Below are 17,549 nucleotides of genomic sequence, written 5' to 3'. Positions count from 1 at the left end.
CAAACTCCCCCCGCGAGCATCCCCCTCTGGTATGAGCTGTCGTACGGCCGATCGATACTTCGGACGCGCGAGCGGATGGTTCCGGCATCGGATCGATCAGAGCTGCTCAGAAGCGGTCTGTGGACATGCGTGAGGGCCGGGGAGCGACTGCTCCCCGGCCCTCACCCGGCGCTCGCCGGTTGCCGTTTTCTGTCCGGTCGTCAGCCCGCCTGGACCGTTTCGGGCTCTCCGGTGCCCGTGGAATTCTTCCCCTGGACGTCACTCACCGTGTCCGTCAGCGCGTCGGGCGTCCCGGCGCCCGACTCCGGCCAGCCGCCCGCGGGGGCCAGGGCGACGCCGCGCCACCACGGGTCGGCGGGGACCGTCTCGGAGGTGGGCTCGAAGGGCTGGCCCGGGTGGGGCAGCGCGACGCGCGAGCCGGTGGCGCGGGCCGCCGCGAGGGTGCCCTCGCCGGGCTCGGCCCACGGGTGCGGGGCCAGGTTGAAGGTGCCCCAGTGGATCGGCAGCATCACACCGCGCGGCTCGCCGCCCTGGAGGTCCAGGTGGGCCCGCATGCCCTCCTCGGGCGTCATGTGGATGTCGGGCCAGAAGTCGCTGTACGCGCCGATCTGGATCATCGTCGCGTCGAACGGGCCGTGCGCGGCGCCGATGTCCTTGAAGCCCTCGAAGTACCCGGTGTCACCGCTGTGGTACACCCGGTGCTCGGGCCCGGCCACGGCCCAGGACGCCCACAGGGTGTGCTGGGTGTTGCGCAGGCCGCGGCCGCAGAAGTGCCGGGCCGGGGTGGCGGTCAGGGTGAGGTCGCCGACCCGGGTCGCCTCGTGCCAGTCCAGCTCGCGCAGCCGGTCGGCGGAGACACCCCAGTGCTCCAGGTGGGCGCCGACCCCGAGCGGGACCGCGAACAGCGTGTCCGTGCCGGCCAGCGCCTTGATCGTGGGCATGTCGAGGTGGTCGTAGTGATCGTGCGAGATCACGACGACGTCGACCGGGCCGAGCGCGGCCAGCGGCAGCGGGACCGGGTGCAGCCGCTTGGGCCCGGCGAACGGGAACGGCGAGCAGCGCTCGCCCCACACCGGGTCGAACAGCACCCGCTGCCCGTCGATCTCGGCGAGCACGCTGGAGTGGCCCATCCAGGTCAGCCGCAGCCCGTCGGCGGGCGGCGCGGCGATGTCGGCGAGCGTGGTGGCGTGCACCGGCACGGTGCCCTGGGGTGCGCGGCGGGCCCGGGTCTCCTTGTCGATGTAGACCTTGGCCAGGCTCTTGGCCGAACCGGAGGGCCGGGTCCGCGCGGTGCCTCCGGGGTTCTGGAAGACACCGTCCTTGAAGTGCGGTGATCTGCGGATGCGGGCCATCCGCTCGCCGCTCGGGTCCGCGCCGAAGGCCGCGGGCTGCAGCGAGCTGAGCCCGGAGCTCAGGGAACGGAAACCGGACACGGTACCTCCATGGAGAGTCGGTGAGGCATTCCATTATGGTCGCCCCCGCTGACACCACCCGGCGGCCGGGTGCTGTCAGGGCGGTTTCCAAGGAAAGCCCAAAGATACGGCGGAGCGTGACGACGGTCGAACGCCCCGCGTACGGGCGCCCGCCCCGCGGGGAGCGCCCACCGCCGTTGACAGCGGGCGATCCCTCTTCTGATACTGACCGACGATTCAGTAACCGTCGGTCGGCCGGTCCCCCCGCCCACCGCGAGCGAGGAGCCCCCGTGACCGCCCCTTCGACGCCCTCCGCGAGCGCCTGCGCGCCCGCTCCCCTGATGTCGATCACCTGGACCGACCACGTCACGGGCCGCCAGGGGTTCCTGGTCGTCGACCGGCTGGTGCGCGGGGTGGCCAGCGGCGGGCTGCGGATGCGGGCGGGCTGCACCCTGGACGAGGTGATCGGGCTCGCCCGCGGCATGACCATGAAGGAGGCGCTGCACTACGACCCGCAGGGCCGCTACATCCCGCTCGGCGGCGCGAAGGGCGGCATCGACTGCGACCCGCGCGACCCCGCCGCGTACGGCGTCCTGGTGCGGTTCCTGCGGGCCGTGCGGCCGACCGTCGAGAACGTCTGGACCACGGGCGAGGACCTCGGGCTCACCCAGGACCTGGTGGACCGCGCGGCGGCCGAGGCCGGACTCGTCTCGTCGATCCAGGCCGTGTACCCGCTCCTGGACGACGAGACGGCCGCCCGACGGCGGCTCGCGGACGCCTTCGCCGTCGAGGTGGACGGCATCGGCCTCGACGAACTGGTCGGGGGCTGCGGGGTCGCCGAGTCGGCGCTCGCCGCCCTCGACCGGGCCCAGCTGCCGTACCGGGAGGCCCGGGTCGCGGTGCAGGGGCTCGGCACGATGGGCGGGGCGACGGCCCGCTTCCTCTCCCGCGCCGGGCTCGCCGTGGTCGCCGTCGCCGATGTGAAGGGGACGATCGCCAACCCGGACGGCCTGGACGTCGAGGCGCTGCTCGCGGCGCGCGACGCGTACGGCACCGTCGACCGGGCGGCGCTGCGCCCCTCCGACGCCGAACTGCCCGGCGACGCCTGGCTCTCGGCCGAGGCGGAGGTGCTGGTTCCGGCCGCGGTGTCGTACGCGATCGACGCGGCGAACCAGGAGGCGGTCACGGCCCGCTGGATCGTGGAGGCGGCCAACATGCCCGTGCTGCCGGAGGCGGAGGAGGCGCTGGCCGCGCGCGGGGTGACGGTGCTGCCCGACGTGGTGGTCAACTCCGGCACCAACGCCTGGTGGTGGTGGACCCTGTTCGGCGACATCGGCCCGGACGCGGAGCAGGCGTTCGCGTACACCCGCCGCGCGATGCGGACCCTGGTCGACCGGACCCTGACCCGCGCCGAGACGGACGGCACCACCCCGCGCGCCGCGGCCCACGCCCTCGTCGCGGACCGGTTGCCGGTGATAGCGGAACGTTTCGGCTGGTACCGGTGAGGACACCCGGCGCAGACAGGGACACGGACGCGGGCACGGGCACGGGAGGACAGCGGCCGACGAGGACGGACGGCGGCCGGTGTCGACGCGGGTGCCGGTCCCGGTCCGGGTCCGGTCGGTGGAGGGTGGCCGGGAACCGACCTCGCACGGCCCCGGCATTCGACAACGGCATACTCTGACCGCGTGGCACGGGTGCGGTTGAGCGTGGCGGAACGGCGTACGGAGTTGCTGCGGGCCGCCGTCGAGCAGATCGAGGCGCGGGGTGTGGCGGCGGTACGGATCGCCGACGTCGCCTCGGCGCTCGGTGTGAGCAACGCGCTGGTGCTCTATCACTTCTCCACGAAGGAACGCCTGGTCGCGGCGGCGTTCGCGCACGCGGCCGAGGACGACCTGGTCCATCTGCGCACGCTGCTCGGCCGCCGTACGACGGCGCTGCGCCGGCTGCGCTCCGCGGTGCGCTGGTACGCGCCGACCGGCCAGGCCAAGGGCTGGCGCCTGTGGATCGAAGGCTGGGCGGCGTCGTTGCGCGACCCGGCCCTCCAGCGGGTGACCCGGGACCTGGACCGGCGGTGGAAGGCGGCCATCACGGAGGTGATCGAGGAGGGCGTGCGGGCGGGCGAGTTCCGCTGTCCCGACCCGTCCGCCACCGCGCTGCGGCTGACCGCGTTCCTCGACGGCCTCGCCGTGCAGCTGACGTCGTACCCGGGCGGGATCTCCCGCGCCCAGGCGCAGCGCTGGGCGGACGCGGCCCTCACCCGCGAACTGGAGCAGCCGCCCGCGCAGGGGTGAACCGAACGCCCCCGCCACTCAGGCCACCGGGGCGATCCGGCTCTTGATGTCGTCCGGGGAGAGCGCGCCCTTGGCCGTCACATGGTCCCCCGACGACTCGCCCCGCAGCCGCCGTCCGATCCACGGCACCAGGTACTCGCGGGCCCAGTGCACGTCGTCGCGTCGGACCGAGAGGGTCCCGCGCGGCGGCAGCGGCGGCCACGCCTGGTCGGGGTCGGCCGGTACGTCGAGGCCGAGCACCTGTCCGGCCCGCAGCGCGACCCGGGTGTGGCCGTCGGCCGACAGGTGCAGCCGGTCGGAGTCCCAGGCGCGGCGGTCCTGGACGGTCCGCAGCGACCACAGGTCGAGCACCGGGCACCCGTACCGGTCGGCGATGGCCCGCACATGCCCGTTGTAGGTGGCGATCTTCCCGCGCAGACGCTTGAGCACGGGGACGTCCCTGGTGTCGAAGCCGGTGGTCACCATGACGGTGCCGCACACCTCGGTGAGCCGGACGACGGCCCGCTCGAACCGCTCCGCGACCTCGTCGGGGTCGGTGCCCGGCCGGATGATGTCGTTGCCGCCCGCGCAGAAGGAGACCAGGTCCGGGGCCAGTTCGACGGCCTTGGGAAGCTGGTCCTCGACCACCTGGTCGAGCAGCTTGCCTCGCACGGCGAGGTTCGCGTACGTGAAATCGCCCTCGGGGCGCCGGTCGGCGAGCAGGACCGCGAACCGGTCCGCCCAGCCGACGAAGGCTCCGTCGGGGCCGGGATCGCCGACGCCTTCGGTGAAGCTGTCCCCCACCGCGACGTACGACCCGATCACTGTTCTGCCGTCACTCCTCGAATCGTCTGTCACGCCCGCCATGGAACACCTTCGAATGTGTCCTACGCGACCGTAGGAAAGGGTTGACGAACGGTGAGATAAGCCACGCCTAAAGTGTTGCCCAAGCCAGGAATAACAGGTGGGGCAGGGCTGTTGAGGCGGCAATCGTCGTATGGCGGCACACGCACCGAAGGCCGGACCCGGGGATCGGGGTCCGGCCTTCGGCGCGTACGGGGGGCGGGGTCAGCCGACGGTGACGCCCTTGGCCCGGAGGTAGGCGAGCGGGTCCACGTCGGAGCCGTAGTCGGGCGTGGTGCGGATCTCGAAGTGCAGGTGCGGCCCGGTCACGTTGCCGGTGGCACCGGAGAGGCCGATCTGCTGTCCGGCGGTCACGCTCTGGCCCGTCGACACGGAGAGCTGCGAGAGGTGCGCGTACTGGGCGTAGCGGCCGTCGGCGAGCTGGATGACGACCTGGTTGCCGTACGCGCCGCCCCAGCCGGCGGAGACGACGCTGCCCGCGCCCACGGCCTTCAGGGCGGTGCCGGTCGGCACCACGAAGTCGACGCCGGTGTGGTAGCCGCTCGACCACATGGAACCGGAGGCGCGGTAGCTGGTGCCGACGGAGGCACCGGAGACCGGGAGGGTGAAGCCGGTGGAAACGGTGGCGGCGGATGAGTCCGAGGAGCCCGAGGAGGACTGCGCGGTCGACGCACTGGAGGAACCGGTCGAACCGGTGGAGCCCGTCGAGCCCGCCGCGTCCGAGGAACCGGCGGAGGACGGCGCGTCCGACGACTTGTTCGACGACTGGTCGGCCGTCGTCGCCGCCTTCGCGCCGATCGTGAGCTTGAGTCCCGGGTGGATCAGCGACGGATCGCCGCCCACCGCCTGCCGGTTGTCGGAGTAGAGCCGCTGCCAGCCGCCGCTGACCTTCTGCTCGTCGGCGATCTTCGAGAGATAGTCACCGACCCGCACGGAATAGGTCCGGGTGGTGGCGGACGACTTCTCCGCGGTCGCCGACTTCGCACCGGCGGCCGGAGCGGAGGCGACGGCCTTTTCGGAGACCGACTGGGAAACGGACTGCGGAGTCGCGGCGTGGGCGCCTGCGGCTCCCATGAGCGGGAGGGCGAGAGCGGCGCCACCCGTTCCGGCGACGGCTATCGAACGAGTGAGGCGCAGGGCCTTCGGACGGCGGTGCTTACCCTTCGCGGGCATGACGAATTCCTCTCCGGCGCCTGCGAGGTGAGCTGTCGGGTGCGGACTGGAGATGCCCGGCCGCGTCGTGCGACGCGGCTTTACCCCGAGCCGTTCCGGAGACCGGAACAGGCGGTTGTACCTGTGGGTCCCCCGCTCCTGCCGAGTACGGGTGAATGGTCCGGGATTCCGGTCGGCGGCAGGATTAGGCGTCCGTCCGGATTGGTGGCGAACGTAAGCGACGAAGACGCGAACGGACAAGCCGTGGTTCCCCGCTGTCCCGTTTCCCTTGATCCTTTACCTGAATTCACCGTGACCCTGTGTGCAGAAATTCCGCCGCTTCTTTTCCTAACTCCCGCGAGGACCCCACGAATTACGTGGACATGATGAGCCACGCACGGTCACGAATATGACGCTCCTCACGTGACACTTCTCCACTCCCTCACATTCCAGAGCGAGTTGTGAGGAAACCGACCGAAGCGCAAACCAGACGAGCAATGCGGACAGAAGGTTCAGATACGACAGAGCCGGGCGATCTTCGCGCCGGGCTCTCCGGCACCGGGCCCCCGCAGGTTGCCCCGATGTCCCGACAGACGCGATCACTCGACGCCGTCATCGAGCGACGGCGGGCGGTGGAGCACCGCCTGCGGACAACTCATGGCACGCCGGTATGTATGTCGTATCGTCGGGATCGGCCCGCCGGCCATTCCATCGAGCCGCGCCGGCGGAGCCGAGTGGGAGGGAGCCCCCTTGACGCAGCAGATCCCGTCGACCGAGCCCGAGCTGTCCCAGGTACGGAACTTCCGTGACGTGGGCGGACTGCCCACCACGGACGGCCGGCGGGTGCGGCACGGCGTGCTGTACCGCAGCGGCCACCTCGCGCACGCGACGGCCGAGGACACGGCCTTCCTCGCGAGCCTCGGCCTGCACACCGTCTTCGACTTCCGCAACGAGGCCGACCAGCGCCTCGAAGGCCCGGACGTCGAGCTGCCCGGCGTGCGCAACGTGAACCTGCCGCTCTCCGACCCGGCCGACGGCGCCGAGTTCTGGCGGATGGTCCGCGACGGCGACCTGGCGCAGCTTCGCCTGATCCTGGGCGAAGGCAAGGGCGCGCAGCGCATGATCGCCTCGTACCGCTCGATCATCAGGGACCGCACTGAGGAGCACGCGCGCGTACTGCGCTCGCTCGCCGACGACAGCGTGCCCGCGCTGATGCACTGCGCGGCGGGCAAGGACCGCGCGGGCCTGTCCATAGCCGTGACGCTGCTCGCCCTCGGGGTGGAGCGCGAGGCGATCGTCCGCGACTACCTGGAGTCGAACGCGAAGCACCGCCGCTACAAGGTGCGGCGCAGCGGCAGCGCCGAGTCCGCCTACACGCCGGAGGTGATGGAGCTGCTCAGTCCCCTCTTCGACGCCCGCGCGGAGTACCTGACGGCGGCCTTCGAGACGATCGAGGAGACCTGGGGCGACGTCGACACCTACCTGGAGCGCGGCCTCGGCCTCACGGCGGGGTCGCGGGAGCGGCTGCGCGAGCGGCTGCTCGACTGACCGCCCCGCCGGCCGCTACTTGGCGCCCACCTCGAACAGCAGGTAGATGAAGGCCGCGAACAGATGGCCCACGGCGATGTAGATGATCAGCCGTACCCACAGGGCGCGGGGGAACTTCTCCTCCATGTCGGTCATGGCATACCTCCGGTGGTGGGACCCAGGCACAGCGTGGCCGTGGGGCTCTGGAGCAGAGTGTGGACGAACAGCAGCTCGACCCCGGCGGGGTCCTGGGCGGCGATGCGGTGCGGGGTCAGCGAGTCGAAGTGCGCGCTGTCCCCGGCCGCGAGCAGATGCGCGGAGTCCCCGAGGCGGAGCCTGAGCCGACCGCTGAGGACGTACAGCCACTCCTCGCCCGGGTGGACGCGGACGATGTCGCCCTGGGCGCCGTGCGGCACGTGGACGCGCAGCGCCTGCATGCCGCGCCCCGGGGCTCCGGCCTGCCAGTAGGTCCAGCCGCCCGCGGCGGTCGGCTCCATGTCGGCGGCCCGTACGATGGCGTCCCGGTCGGCGGATGTCTCGCCGAGCACCTCGGAGACCGTCGTACCGTAGATGCGGGCCAGGGCGAGCAGCATCGGCAGTGACGGTTGCCGCTGCCCGGTCTCCAGCCGGGAGAGGTGGGCCGGTGAGAGGCCCGCGGTGCGCGCCGCCGCCTCCAGGGTCAGGGAGGCACGGCGCCGCAGCTCGCGCAGGTGCGGCGCGACGACGGGCAGGACCTCACCGTCCGGCCCGCCCGCCGGGTCGGTCTCGGGGGCGTTCATGCCCTCTATTCAGCCCCAGTTTTGCCCCTGGGGCAATTTCCTTGCCTCAGAGGCAAACCCGGACCGCGGAACCCACGCCCACCCGGCCACCGGCCGCCAGGCCCCACGCCCACCCCGCCACCGGCCGCGGGGCTCCGATCCCTCGCCGCCGCGGCTCCCGGCCGGCGGCTCCTGTCCGTCCTACCGGTTGGCGACCGCCTGCTTCACCAGTGTCTTGCTGAAGTCCCACATCAGCCCGCCGCCGCTGTGCGCGTCGTCCATCACCGCGGTGAACGCCTCGACGAACCGGTCCACCTCCCGCTCCCCCACGATCAGCGGCGGGATCAGCTTGATCACCTCCAGGTGGTCGCCGGAGACCTGGGTGAGGATCCGGTGCCGCTGGAGCAGCGGGACCACGACCATCTGCGCGAACAGGCCCTTGCGGGCCGCCTGGAGCATCGTCCAACGGCTGCGCAGCTTCAGCGACTTGGGCCGGCCGAACTCGATGCCGATCATCAGCCCGCGGCCGCGCACGTCGGCGAGCAGCTCGTAGGTGTCGACGAGGGCGGCGAGCTTCGACCTGAGCAGCTCGCCGGTCGCCCGCGCGTTCGCGACGATCTGGTCGTTCTCCATGACCGACAGCACGGCGAGTCCGGCCGCCATCGCCTGGGCGTTGGAGCCGAAGCTCGCCGAGTGCACGAGCACCCGGTCCATGGACGAGTAGACCTTCTTGAAGATCCAGTCCTTGCCGAGGGTGGCGCCGACCGGCACATAGCCGCCGGAGAGCGCCTTGGCCACGCAGACCAGGTCCGGTTCGACGCCGTCCTCGTGCTGGTAGGCGTAGAAGTCACCGGTGCGGCCGAGGCCGGTCTGCACCTCGTCGGCGATCAGGAGCGCCTTGTGCCGGTGCAGCAACTCCTGGGCGGCGCGCAGGTATCCGGGCGGTGCCTCGTGCACGCCCTTGCCCTGGACGGGTTCGACGACCAGGGCGGCGACGTCGTCCTTCTTCAACTCCCGTGCCAGGGCGTCGAGATCACCGAGCGGTACGGCGGTGTCGGGCAGCAGCGGGGCGAAGCCGTCGCGGAACCCGGACTCGCCGTTGACCGAGAGGGAGCCGGTGGTCAGGCCGTGGAAGGCGTGGTCGCAGTACAGGACGCGGGGCCTGCCGGTCGCGTACCGGGCGAACTTGAGGGCGGTCTCGACCGCCTCGGTGCCGCTGTTGCCGAAGAACACCCGGTCCAGGTGCGGGCTGTGGGTGAGCAGCTTCTCGGCGAGCAGGCCGGGCAGCGGCTGGCAGTCGAAGCGGGTGAGGTCGGCGAGGTCGGCGTCCAGGACGTCGTGCAGCGCCTTGCGGACGACCGGGTGGTGGCGGCCGAGGCCCATCACGCCGAACCCGGCGAGCATGTCGAGGTAGTCGTGGCCGTCGGCGTCCCAGAAGTAGGCGCCCTGGCCGCGCTCGTAGACCTTGTCGAAGCCGAGGGTGCGCAGCATGCGCGGGAGCTGGTGGTTGAGGTACTTGCCGTGCAGCTCGTAGCGCTCGGCTCCGCGCTCGGCCAAGAGTGCGCCGAGGTCGAACTCCTTGCTCATTCAGCTTTCTCCTTGACTGGTCCTGCCGCCCGTTGACCGGCGGCCAGGCTCGCGCTGATCCGCCCGGCCACCTCGACGGGCGTGAGTCCGATGTCGGCCAGTACCTCGGCGCGTTTGGCGTGCGCGAGGAACTGCTCGGGGATGCCGAACCGGCGTACGGGGACGTCGATGTCGGCGTCGCCGAGGGCGAGTGCCACGGCGGAACCGACGCCCGCGGCGCGGCTGTTGTCCTCGACGACGGCCACCAGGCGGTGGTGGGAGGCGAGTTCGGGCAGGGCGGGGTCGACGGGCTTGACCCAGCGGGGGTCCACGACCGTGCAGCCGATGCCGCGGGCCTGGAGCAGTTCGGCGGCCTGGAGGCAGACCCGCGCCATCACGCCGACGGCGACCAGGAGCACGTCGGGCCGTTCGTCGCGGCGCAGGACGTCGAGTCCGCCGATCCGGTCGACGGCCGGGATGTCGGGGCCCACGGACTCCTTCGGGAAGCGGACCAGGGTCGGGGCGTCGTCGACGGCGACGGCTTCGCGGAGCTGGGCGCGGAGTTGGGCGGCGTCGCGCGGGGCGGCGATCCGCAGTCCTGGGACGACCTGGAGGATGGAGAGGTCCCACATGCCGTTGTGGGAGGCGCCGTCGACACCGGTGACGCCGGCCCGGTCCAGCACGAACGTGACGCCGCAGCGGTGCAGCGCGACATCCATCAGGAGCTGGTCGAAGGCCCGGTTGAGGAAGGTGGCGTAGACGGCGACGACCGGGTGGACGCCGCCGGTGGCGAGGCCGGCCGCGGAGACGGTGGCGTGCTGTTCGGCGATGCCGACGTCCCAGACCCGGTCGGGGAACCGGGCGGCGAACGGGCCGAGTCCGACGGGGTGCAGCATGGCCGCCGTGATCGCGACGACGTCGTCCCGTTCGGCGCCGATGGCGGCGATCTCCTCGCCGAACACCGAGGTCCAGGAGGGCGCGGCGGCCGGCACGAGGGGCTCGCAGGTGAGCGGGTCCATCACGCCGACGGTGTGGAAGTGGTCCTCCTCGTGCGCGAGGGCGGGTCCGTAGCCGCGGCCCTTCTCGGTGAGGCAGTGCACGAGGACGGGGCCGTGGAACCGTTTCGCGCGGCGCAGCGCGGACTCGACGGCCCCGATGTCGTGCCCGTCGATCGGGCCGATGTACTTCAGGCCCAGGTCCTCGAACATGCCCTGGGGCGCGAAGGCGTCCTTGAACCCCTTCTTCGCGCCGTGCAGCGACTCGTAGACGGTGCCGCCGACGACCGGGGTGCGCAGCAGCATGTCCTTGCCCCAGGCGAGGACGCGTTCGTAGCCGTCGGTGGTGCGGAGGGTGGCGAGGTGGTCGGCGAGGCCGCCGATGGTGGGCGCGTAGGAGCGTTCGTTGTCGTTGACGACGATGATCAGCGGGCGGTCCTTGGCGGCGGCGATGTTGTTGAGCGCCTCCCAGGCCATGCCGCCGGTCAGCGCGCCGTCCCCGATGACGGCGACCACCTGGCCCTTCTCGCCGCGGACCTGGCGGGCCTTGGCGAGTCCGTCGGCCCAGCCGAGCGCGGTGGAGGCGTGGCTGTTCTCGACGATGTCGTGCTCGGACTCCTCCCGCGAGGGGTAGCCGGAGAGGCCGCCCTTGCCGCGCAGCTTGGAGAAGTCCTGACGTCCCGTCAGGAGCTTGTGGACGTAGCTCTGGTGTCCGGTGTCCCACACGATGCGGTCGACCGGCGACTCGAAGACCCGGTGCAGGGCGACGGACAGTTCCACCACGCCCAGGTTGGGCCCGAGGTGTCCGCCGGTTCTGGCCACCGCCTGCACCAGGAACTCTCTGATCTCCTCGGTCAGTCGACCGACGTCCGCTTCGGACAGCGCCTTCAGGTCGCGTGGTCCCCGGATGGTCTCCAGAATCGTCACGCTCGGGCCCCCTTCGGTCCGTGCTCGATCAGCTCACGGTGACGGCCGGCTCCCCCGCCGCGACGCCGTCCTGCTCCATCTGTGCGGCGATCTTCATCGCTTCCTCGATGAGGGTCTCCACGATCTTCGACTCGGGGACGGTCTTGATGACCTCGCCCTTGACGAAGATCTGGCCCTTGCCGTTGCCGGAGGCGACGCCGAGGTCGGCCTCGCGGGCCTCGCCCGGACCGTTGACGACGCAGCCCATGACGGCGACCCGGAGCGGGACCTCCATGCCGGTCAGGCCGGCGGTGACCTCTTCGGCGAGCTTGTAGACGTCGACCTGGGCGCGGCCGCAGGACGGGCAGGAGACGATCTCCAGGCCGCGCTGCTTGAGGTTGAGGGACTCCAGGATCTGGATGCCGACCTTGACCTCCTCGGCGGGCGGCGCCGAGAGGGAGACGCGGATGGTGTCGCCGATGCCCTGGGAGAGCAGGGCGCCGAAGGCGACGGCCGACTTGATGGTGCCCTGGAAGGCCGGGCCCGCCTCGGTGACGCCGAGGTGGAGGGGGTAGTCGGACTGGGCGGCGAGCTGCTTGTACGCCTCGATCATGATGACCGGGTCGTTGTGCTTCACCGAGATCTTGATGTCCCGGAAGCCGTGCTCCTCGAAGAGGGACGCCTCCCACAGCGCCGACTCGACGAGCGCCTCCGGGGTGGCCCTGCCGTACTTCTGGAGCAGGCGCCGGTCGAGGGAGCCGGCGTTGACGCCGATGCGGATCGGCGTGCCGTGGTCCTTGGCGGCGCCCGCGATCTCCTTGACCTTGTCGTCGAACTGCTTGATGTTGCCCGGGTTGACGCGGACGGCGGCGCAGCCCGCCTCGATCGCCGCGAACACGTACTTCGGCTGGAAGTGGATGTCGGCGATGACCGGGATCTGCGACTTGCGGGCGATCGTCGACAGGGCGTCCGCGTCGTCCTGCGTCGGACAGGCCACCCGCACGATCTGGCAGCCCGACGCGGTGAGTTCGGCGATCTGCTGGAGGGTGGCGCCGATGTCGGAGGTGCGGGTCGTGGTCATCGACTGCACCGACACCGGGGCGCCACCGCCGACCGGCACCTGCCCGACGTCGATGCGCCGCGAGAGGCGGCGCTCGGCGATCGGCCGGGGCGGGAGCTGGGGCACGCCGAGGGAGACGGCGGTCATGGGGTCACCCCCGGTTCCCGGAGACCGTCTCGCGCATCGCGCGCAGCGACTCCTTGAGCGATCCCATGGTGGCGAGGACGGCGGTGGGCTCGTAGCCGCAGTGCGCCATGCAGTTGTCGCAGCGCGGGTCCTTGCCGCGTCCGTACTTGTCCCAGTCGGTCTTCTCGATGAGTTCGCGGTAGGTCGGCACGTAGCCGTCGCTCATCAGGTAGCAGGGGCGCTGCCAGCCGAACAGCGAGTAGTTGGGGATCGCCCACGCGGTGCACGGGAAGTCGACCTTGCCCTCCAGGAAGTCCAGGAAGAGCGGGGAGTGGTTGAGCCGCCAGCGCAGCCGGTTGCCGCCCGCGAACGCCTTCTTGAACAGCTCGCGGGTCTGCGTGACGCCGAGGAAGTGGTCCTGGTCGGGGGCCTTCTCGTAGGCGTAGGCGGGCGAGATCATCATCTCGTCCACCCGCAGCTCGTCGTTGAGGAAGTCGAGGACCTCGATGATGGTCTGCGGGGTGTCGGTGTTGAAGAAGGTCGAGTTGGTGGTGACCCGGAAGCCGCGCCGCTTGGCCTCCTTGATGGCGGCCACCGCCTCGTCGAACACGCCCTCCTTGGCGACCGACTCGTCGTGCCGCTCGCGCAGCCCGTCGATGTGGACGGCGAAGGCGAAGTACGGCGAGGGCGTGAACTTGTCCATCTTCTTGCGCAGCAGCATGGCGTTGGTGCAGAGGAAGACGTACTTCTTCTTCGCCACCAACTGCCGCACGATCTCGTCGATCTGAGGGTGCATCAGGGGCTCGCCGCCGGCGATGGACACCATCGGCGCCCCCGACTCCAGGACCGCGCCCACGGCCTGGGCGACCGGCATGCGCTGCTTGAGCACCCCGGCCGGGTGCTGGATCTTGCCGCAGCCCTCGCAGGCGAGGTTGCAGGCGAAGAGGGGTTCGAGCTCCACGATCAGCGGGAACTTGTCACGCTTGCGGAGCTTCTGTTCTGCCAGGTATGTAGCGACCTTGATGGACTGGCGCAGCGGCATGGCCATCTGGCTCACCTCCGGGGGAGCAACAAGGATCGGTGCCATTCGAAGAATGCGGGAAGGACGGAACGAAGGACGCGGAAGGCTGATATTCCACCGCGCACCGTGCCGATTCGGACGAGTTCATGTTCTGGAGCGTCCACGACCACCCGGACGGCCGCAACGGGGCGCGGTCCCGTACGGACGGCGCTCAGAAGCGTCGCGGCGGATTCCATGTCCACCGCGATCGCGCCGGTCGCGAGCAGGTCCGACCGCTCGGGTCCGCGCACGACGTGGTCGGAGCCGGTCAGCGGCCCGGTGTGGACGGTGCGTCCCGGCAGTGTCCGCGCCAGTTCCTTGACGAGCAGTTCGGTGCCGACGCACGGGACGGTCCCGCGCGGGTCCCTGGTCTCCTCGGCGACGACCAGGTCGCCCGGGTGCATGCCGGGGGCGAGCCCGGCGCAGAACCCGGTGGCCAGCACGGCGGCGTCGGCGAGGTGCGGGTCGGCGAGGATTCGGGTGACCGAGCGGTCGGCCGCCTTGGGTCCCATGCCGGTGCGCACCACGGTGACCGGCCCGCCGGCGCCGCCGCGGTCGCCGGCGCGCAGGGCGAGGTGCTCGATGCCGAGCGCGCAGGCGATCAGCAGCGGGGCCGGGTCGGGCTGTGCGCTCATCAGCCCCCCTCGGCCTCGGGGTAGGGCCTCTTCGCGAAGGGCTCCCCGTGGAGGTAGCGGCCGAGGGCGGTGAGCGGGAACACCTGCCGGTAGAGGTGGTAGTTGATGGAGAAGTCCCACGGGAAGCCGGTGCCGGTGAAGTAGGGCTCGTCCCAGGAGCCGTCGTCCCGCTGGGTCGCGGCGAGCCAGGCGACGCCCCGCTCGACGGCCTTGGAGTCCCGCTCACCGGCCGCGAGGAGCGCCATCAGCGCCCATCCGGTCTGTGAGGCGGTGGAGGCGCCCCGGCCGCTCCAGCGGGCCGCGTCCTGGTAGGAGCGCAGGTCCTCGCCCCAGCCGCCGTCCTCGTTCTGGACGGATTCGAGCCAGCCGACGGCGCGGCGGATCGCCGGGTGCGAGCCGGGGAACCCGGCCGCGGTCAGGGCGGGGACGACGGACCCGGTGCCGTAGATGTAGTTGACGCCCCAGCGCCCGAACCACGAGCCGTCGGGCTCCTGTTCGGCGAGCAGCCAGTCGATGCCGCGCCGGGTGCGCGGGTCGTGGGAGAGGCCCTCGACCGCGAGCATCTCGACGACGTGCGCGGTGACGTCGGCCGACGGCGGGTCGATGACCTCCCCGAAGTCGCAGAACGGCAGCCGGTTGGGGAAGGGGCTGGTGTTGTCGACGTCGAAGGCGCCCCAGCCGCCGTTCTTCGACTGCATGCCGAGGTTCCAGCGGACCGCGCGTCCGATGGCCCGGTCCACCCGCTCCGGGTTGTGGTGGCGCACCCGGCGCAGCGCGAGGGCGACCTCCGCGGTGTCGTCGATGTCGGGGTAGTTGTCGTTGTGGAACTCGAACGCCCATCCGCCGGGCGGGAGTTGGGGGCGTCGCACGGCCCAGTCGCCGGGTCTGACGATCTCCTCGCCGAGCATCCAGTCGGCGGCCCGCACGAGTTTGGGGTGGTCGGCGGGGACTCCGGCGTCGACGAGCGCGATGGCGGCGAGGCAGGTGTCCCACACCGGTGACTGGCAGGCCTCGATCATGCGGGCGCCGTCCTCGCGCCACACGGCGTACCGGTCGAGGGATTCGAGGCCGGCCCGCATCACGGGGTGGTCGAGGTCGTATCCCATCAGGTGCAGGGCGATGACCGAGTAGACGGCGGGCGGCTGGATGCCGCCCCAGGCTCCGTCGTTCTCCTGGCGTTCGACGATCCAGCGGGTGGCGGAGTTCAGGGCGGCGGTGCGGAGTCCGCGCACGGCGACCGCGCGGTAGCCGCGGACGACCTTGTCGAGCCGCTGGAAGAGGCCGTCCCATGTGGTGGGCGGGGCAAGGGGCTTGGGCGGGTTGGGGCGGTCCTTGTCGGTGTGCAGCTCGTCCAGCGGGAACGGCGCCGGGCGCACCGGGCGCTTCGCGGAGACGACGGTGAGGGGCACGATGGTCTGCCGCGCCCAGCAGCCGAAGTTGTAGATGTTGAGCGGGAACCACTTGGGGAAGTACAGGAGTTCGGGCGGGAGTTCGGGCAGGTCCTCCCATCTCCACCAGCCGAACAGGGCGAGCCAGATCCGGGTGAAGACGCGCGCCGCGGCGATGCCGCCGCGGGCCCGGATCCAGGCCGAGGCGCGGGCCATGTGCGGTGCGTCCGGCCGGTCGCCGGCCAGCCGCAGCGCGACGTACGCCTCGATGGTGGCGGAGAGTTCGCCCGGTCCGCCGTAGAAGGTGGCCCAGGTGCCGTCCGGGCGCTGTTCGCCGCGGATGAAGAGGGCGCTGGCGCGGGTGGTGGCCTCGTCCCTGATGCCGAGGAACTGTCTGAGCAGCAGATCCTCGGCGTCCATGGTGACGTTGGTCTCCAGGTCGCCCTTCCACCAGCCCTGGGGGTCCTGTTGGGCGAGGAGGAAGTCGGTGGCGCGTTGTACGGCGTGTGCGGCGGCTTCGTGCACCCCGGCCGTCTCGGGGGTGGTGCCTGCGGTGTCGCTGGCCGCGGCTGCTCGGGGAGGCATGGCCCCGGTGCTTCCGTCGGTCGTCGCTGTCATGGCTTCCCCTTCGTGCAGTCGTGTAAGTCACCTGCTGCTGTGGGTCCGCCGTCGGCCGGTGCTGGGTGTCCCGGGACACCGGCCGGCGACTACGCGAGGATTATTCGGCCGATAGTGATCATCTCTTTCGTACGACGACGAAGTCGGCGAGCGCCACGAACTGGGCCCGTACCCGGTCGGGCATGTCGATGGCGTCGAGGGCTTCGATGGCGATGGTGTGCTGGCGGCGGGCCTCTTGCGCGGTCCACTCCCGGCCGCCCGCTTCCTCGATGAGGGCGGCGCGGGCCGCGAACTCCTCCTCGGAGAAGTTCGCGAAGTCACTGCTCTTGGCGTCTGCGGCGAGGATCTCGCCGAGCCGCTCGGAGGCTTCCCCGCCCGCCGCGAGCGCGGCCACGACCGGCAGGGACTTCTTGCGCTGGCGCAGGTCGCTCCAGGTCTGCTTGCCGGTGGCGCCCGGGTCTCCCCAGATACCGAGGAGGTCGTCGACGGCCTGGAAGGCGAGGCCGAGGTGGTAGCCGTACCTCTCCAGGGTGTCGGCGGTGCGGTCGTCGGCGCCGCCGAGGACGGCGCCGATGGAGCAGGCGCAGGCGAGCAGGGCTCCGGTCTTGTTGCCCTCCATCTCCAGGCACTCCTCGACGCTGACGCGGTCGCGGTGCTCGTAGGAGATGTCCTGGGCCTGGCCGTCGATCAGGGCGCGGGTGGCGGCGGTCAGCCGGCGGGTGGCGCGGCCGGCCTCGACGGTGCCCAGTTCGAGGAGGACCTCGTTGCCGAGGGCGAACAGGGCGTCGCCGACCAGGATGGCCTGGGCGGGTCCGTGCACCTTCCAGACGGTGTCGCGGTGGCGGCGCTGCTCGTCGCCGTCCATCAGGTCGTCGTGCAGGAGCGAGAAGTTGTGGACGAGTTCGACGGCGACCGCGCCGGGCACCCCGGCCTCGGGGGCGGCGCCGGTGACCTCGGCGGAGAGCACCGCGAGGGCGGGGCGCACGGCCTTGCCGCCGTCGCCGTCGGCGGGGTTGCCGTCGGCGTCGATCCAGCCGAAGTGGTAGGCGGCCACGGTGTCCATGGGAGGGGCCAGGCGGTCGACGGCCGCCCGCAGTACCGGCGTGGCCAGGGTCCGGCCGCGTTCCAGGAGCGCGGTCACGTCCACCGCGGTCTCTTGGCCGGCGGTCGAGGCCGGGGGCACAGTGGGCACAGTCTCTCCTCTTGTTG

The 17,549-nt window shown here is 71.5% G+C and carries 15 protein-coding genes and 1 riboswitch; of the genes, 3 read left to right on the top strand and 12 right to left on the bottom strand.

Features of this window, described 5'->3' with window-relative positions; translation table 11 throughout:
* Positions 1-200: 200 nt before the first annotated feature.
* Positions 201-1,433 carry an MBL fold metallo-hydrolase gene (locus DDJ31_RS33440; RefSeq protein WP_127176672.1) on the bottom strand — a complete coding sequence of 411 codons (1,233 nt, stop codon included), beginning with the start codon at positions 1,431-1,433 and terminating at the stop codon, positions 201-203.
* Positions 1,434-1,753: 320 nt separating this feature from the next.
* Here DDJ31_RS33440 and DDJ31_RS33435 point away from each other — a divergent pair, with 320 nt between their 5' ends.
* Together DDJ31_RS33435 and DDJ31_RS33430 are read left to right on the top strand one after the other, a co-directional pair.
* On the top strand, positions 1,754-2,917 hold the full coding sequence (locus tag DDJ31_RS33435) for a Glu/Leu/Phe/Val dehydrogenase dimerization domain-containing protein (RefSeq protein ID WP_127182484.1): 1,164 nt from the start codon (positions 1,754-1,756) through the stop codon (positions 2,915-2,917).
* Between the two features lie 183 nt (positions 2,918-3,100).
* The gene (locus DDJ31_RS33430; protein ID WP_127176673.1) at positions 3,101-3,706 is read left to right on the top strand and encodes a TetR family transcriptional regulator C-terminal domain-containing protein; all 606 of its coding nucleotides are present in this window, start codon (positions 3,101-3,103) and stop codon (positions 3,704-3,706) included.
* Between the two features lie 18 nt (positions 3,707-3,724).
* Here the strand turns inward: DDJ31_RS33430 and DDJ31_RS33425 are convergent, their stop codons facing one another.
* Both DDJ31_RS33425 and DDJ31_RS33420 read right to left on the bottom strand, forming a co-directional pair.
* Entirely contained in the window at positions 3,725-4,510 is a 786-nt protein-coding gene (locus DDJ31_RS33425) for an SGNH/GDSL hydrolase family protein (protein ID WP_127182485.1), read from the bottom strand.
* 243 nt (positions 4,511-4,753) lie between these two features.
* Entirely contained in the window at positions 4,754-5,722 is a 969-nt protein-coding gene (locus DDJ31_RS33420; RefSeq protein WP_127176674.1) for a M23 family metallopeptidase, read from the bottom strand.
* Between the two features lie 4 nt (positions 5,723-5,726).
* Positions 5,727-5,886, bottom strand: a riboswitch (cyclic di-AMP (ydaO/yuaA leader).
* Positions 5,887-6,451: 565 nt separating this feature from the next.
* On the opposite strand from DDJ31_RS33420, the gene DDJ31_RS33415 reads away from it, so the two are divergent.
* Complete coding sequence (locus tag DDJ31_RS33415; RefSeq protein ID WP_127176675.1) at positions 6,452-7,249, top strand: tyrosine-protein phosphatase; 798 nt, start codon at positions 6,452-6,454, stop codon at positions 7,247-7,249.
* Positions 7,250-7,264: 15 nt separating this feature from the next.
* On the opposite strand, the gene DDJ31_RS33410 is transcribed toward DDJ31_RS33415, so the two are convergent.
* The 9 genes from DDJ31_RS33410 to DDJ31_RS33370 form a co-directional block, all read right to left on the bottom strand.
* The gene (locus tag DDJ31_RS33410) at positions 7,265-7,384 is read right to left on the bottom strand and encodes a DUF6126 family protein (protein ID WP_093833982.1); all 120 of its coding nucleotides are present in this window, start codon (positions 7,382-7,384) and stop codon (positions 7,265-7,267) included.
* Positions 7,381-8,007 carry a helix-turn-helix domain-containing protein gene (locus DDJ31_RS33405; protein ID WP_127176676.1) on the bottom strand — a complete coding sequence of 209 codons (627 nt, stop codon included), beginning with the start codon at positions 8,005-8,007 and terminating at the stop codon, positions 7,381-7,383. Before DDJ31_RS33405 ends, DDJ31_RS33410 begins: the two co-directional genes overlap by 4 nt.
* 180 nt (positions 8,008-8,187) lie before the next feature.
* A complete protein-coding gene (locus DDJ31_RS33400; protein ID WP_127176677.1) occupies positions 8,188-9,573 on the bottom strand; it encodes an aspartate aminotransferase family protein in 1,386 nt (461 codons plus the stop codon).
* A complete protein-coding gene (gene dxs / locus DDJ31_RS33395) occupies positions 9,570-11,474 on the bottom strand; it encodes a 1-deoxy-D-xylulose-5-phosphate synthase (protein ID WP_127176678.1) in 1,905 nt (634 codons plus the stop codon). The genes DDJ31_RS33400 and dxs overlap by 4 nt, the downstream gene beginning before the upstream one ends.
* A gap of 28 nt (positions 11,475-11,502) precedes the next feature.
* The gene (gene ispG / locus DDJ31_RS33390) at positions 11,503-12,660 is read right to left on the bottom strand and encodes a flavodoxin-dependent (E)-4-hydroxy-3-methylbut-2-enyl-diphosphate synthase (RefSeq protein WP_127176679.1); all 1,158 of its coding nucleotides are present in this window, start codon (positions 12,658-12,660) and stop codon (positions 11,503-11,505) included.
* Positions 12,661-12,664: 4 nt separating this feature from the next.
* Positions 12,665-13,687 carry an adenosyl-hopene transferase HpnH gene (hpnH, locus tag DDJ31_RS33385; protein ID WP_127176680.1) on the bottom strand — a complete coding sequence of 341 codons (1,023 nt, stop codon included), beginning with the start codon at positions 13,685-13,687 and terminating at the stop codon, positions 12,665-12,667.
* 5 nt (positions 13,688-13,692) lie between these two features.
* Positions 13,693-14,334 carry a phosphorylase family protein gene (locus DDJ31_RS33380; protein WP_127176681.1) on the bottom strand — a complete coding sequence of 214 codons (642 nt, stop codon included), beginning with the start codon at positions 14,332-14,334 and terminating at the stop codon, positions 13,693-13,695.
* A complete protein-coding gene (shc, locus tag DDJ31_RS33375) occupies positions 14,334-16,340 on the bottom strand; it encodes a squalene--hopene cyclase (protein ID WP_127176682.1) in 2,007 nt (668 codons plus the stop codon). Before shc ends, DDJ31_RS33380 begins: the two co-directional genes overlap by 1 nt.
* 118 nt (positions 16,341-16,458) lie before the next feature.
* A complete protein-coding gene (locus tag DDJ31_RS33370) occupies positions 16,459-17,523 on the bottom strand; it encodes a polyprenyl synthetase family protein (RefSeq protein WP_164785097.1) in 1,065 nt (354 codons plus the stop codon).
* Positions 17,524-17,549: the final 26 nt, after the last annotated feature.

Origin of the sequence: Streptomyces griseoviridis, assembly GCF_005222485.1 — a bacterium.
In the GTDB taxonomy this organism is placed as follows: Bacteria; Actinomycetota; Actinomycetes; order Streptomycetales; family Streptomycetaceae; genus Streptomyces; species Streptomyces hintoniae.
The sequence above is the reverse complement of the archived record's forward strand: the minus strand, read 5'-3'. Positions and strand labels throughout refer to the sequence as shown.

Excerpts from the sequence above, each read along its gene's own strand:
- ispG (WP_127176679.1), bottom strand. The coding sequence starts at position 12,660 with ATGACCGCCGTCTCCCTCGGCGTGCCCCAGCTCCCGCCCCGGCCGATC.
- shc (WP_127176682.1), bottom strand. The coding sequence starts at position 16,340 with ATGACAGCGACGACCGACGGAAGCACCGGGGCCATGCCTCCCCGAGCA.
- DDJ31_RS33380 (WP_127176681.1), bottom strand. The coding sequence starts at position 14,334 with ATGAGCGCACAGCCCGACCCGGCCCCGCTGCTGATCGCCTGCGCGCTC.
- DDJ31_RS33400 (WP_127176677.1), bottom strand. The coding sequence starts at position 9,573 with ATGAGCAAGGAGTTCGACCTCGGCGCACTCTTGGCCGAGCGCGGAGCC.
- DDJ31_RS33420 (WP_127176674.1), bottom strand. The coding sequence starts at position 5,722 with ATGCCCGCGAAGGGTAAGCACCGCCGTCCGAAGGCCCTGCGCCTCACT.
- DDJ31_RS33435 (WP_127182484.1), top strand. The coding sequence starts at position 1,754 with ATGTCGATCACCTGGACCGACCACGTCACGGGCCGCCAGGGGTTCCTG.
- DDJ31_RS33405 (WP_127176676.1), bottom strand. The coding sequence starts at position 8,007 with ATGAACGCCCCCGAGACCGACCCGGCGGGCGGGCCGGACGGTGAGGTC.
- DDJ31_RS33410 (WP_093833982.1), bottom strand. The coding sequence starts at position 7,384 with ATGACCGACATGGAGGAGAAGTTCCCCCGCGCCCTGTGGGTACGGCTG.
- hpnH (WP_127176680.1), bottom strand. The coding sequence starts at position 13,687 with ATGGCCATGCCGCTGCGCCAGTCCATCAAGGTCGCTACATACCTGGCA.